2 protein-coding genes are annotated in these 1,783 nt (G+C 44.5%); both read right to left on the bottom strand.

What is annotated here, in order from left to right; translation table 11 throughout:
• Window positions 1–78: 78 nt before the first annotated feature.
• The gene (locus POTG_RS10735) at window positions 79–546 is read right to left on the bottom strand and encodes a C40 family peptidase (RefSeq protein ID WP_009224849.1); all 468 of its coding nucleotides are present in this window, start codon (window positions 544–546) and stop codon (window positions 79–81) included.
• Window positions 547–582: 36 nt separating this feature from the next.
• On the bottom strand, window positions 583–1,737 hold the full coding sequence (locus POTG_RS24315; protein WP_198136186.1) for a multicopper oxidase family protein: 1,155 nt from the start codon (window positions 1,735–1,737) through the stop codon (window positions 583–585).
• Window positions 1,738–1,783: the final 46 nt, after the last annotated feature.

Here is a 1,783-nt window from a genome sequence, read left to right as displayed (position 1 = left end):
GAAGTGCGTTTTAAGCACTTCTTTTTACTGTTAAATTCTAGGGTTAAGCCTGTCCAACTAATGTACCGAGCTATTCTTTCATTCTTTTGTTATTTTATTATACTCATCATCAGATAATATACGGCGAGCGGTTACATAACGTTCGACATAATAATCCTCCGAAAGTTTGCTGATTTGAACTCCCTTACTTGCAGATGAGTGGGAGAATAATCCATTCCCCATATAAATGCCGGCGTGCGAGATGCCCGTTCCGTCCGTATTAAAAAATACAAGATCCCCTGAACGCAGGTTTTTCTTCTCCACCTTTGCTCCTTCTTTTGCCTGTAATTTCGTTGTTCTAGGGAGATCAACATCTACTTGTTTAAACACATATTGAATAAATCCAGAACAATCAAATCCTTTGGTTGTCGTTCCACCATATAGGTAGGGGGTCCCCAATACTTGATCGACTTCCGACTGCAATGCCGACTCACTGGCAAACACGCTTCCGGCATTAAACACGGTAAGTAGGGTAAGGAATAAAATTGATCCAATAATCTTCTTCAATCTATTTCTCCTCTCTTACTGAACTCCTCCTATGACTTATTCCATGCCGCTCTGGGTTTGAACAGTAGCCGGTTGGCCTTCATATTGGATCACACCGATTAATCCGCCTGGTTCCACTTCACCGTTCATTGTGTGGTGCAGTTCATGGCAATGGAATACCCAAGTTCCCGGGTTGTCGGCAATGAATTCAATATCGTAGGTTTTACCGGGTGCAATATCAATGGTATTCATGACCTGCGGATTAGAGATGGGATGGCCGTCTTCCGCAATGACCCGGAAATCGTGTCCATGCAAATGCATCGGGTGATTTAGGTTGCTGATATTGATGAGACGTAAGCGAACGGTTTGTCCCTTCTTGACAACAAGAGGTTTCGTGTCCGGGAATGCTTTCCCGTTGATCGTCCAGTAATTGTAGTCCATGTTCATCTGAGCTGAGCCGGTTCCTTCCGCAGTGTGCATCCCCATATCCATACCTGCCATATCCGTCATCTTGCCATGTGCATCCGGCATTTCAGCATTCATACCGGCTTTATCTAACATTGTCCCATTGACACTCATTGCTTGCATATCGCCTACGTTCCAGCCGCCAAGCATCCAGGTTATATCCTGATCAAATTTGGGTTGTGCTTCGGGTTTTTGCGGATCTATAATAAACGCTCCGTAAAACCCTTTATCGATTTGCTTGACACTATTTAAATGGGAATGATACATGAAAGTTCCCGCATGGTTCGCAATAAACTCGTAAGTATAAGATTTACCCGCTTTAATGCCATCTTGCGTAAAAGGAGGTACTCCGTCCATATTGTTTGGAACATGGAGTCCATGCCAGTGAATCGATGTGTCTTCCTTAAGGTTATTTTTGACCGTGATACGAACCGTATCTCCCTCGGTCACCCGGATTTCCGGTCCCGGGACCGTGCCGTTGATGGTAATGGCGTCTACGGTTGTCCCTTTCACCAACTCCCACTTTTCTTCCTTGACATCGAGCGTAAACTCTTTTACTTTACCTGTCGGTACAATTGTGTCTGTCTCTTTTAACGGAGGCAATTTTCGCAATTGAGTGGTGGTCAGGATATTCAAATCTTGTTTAGCCGGCTTGGCTTGCTCCGCATTAGCGGCCCCTACAGAACCAAAGGCACTTACCGCGAGTAAGACCGCCAAGCTGCCATGCTTCCAAAATTTTTTGATCAAAATCGTCTCCTCCATTTCTTGATTTACTCAATAATCGTGTACTGTA

It is taken from the genome of Paenibacillus sp. oral taxon 786 str. D14 (assembly GCF_000159955.1).
GTDB classification, from domain to species: Bacteria; Bacillota; Bacilli; order Paenibacillales; family Paenibacillaceae; genus Fontibacillus; species Fontibacillus phoenicis.
Note: the sequence above shows the minus strand (reverse complement) of the source record. Positions and strands in the feature narration are given on the sequence as shown.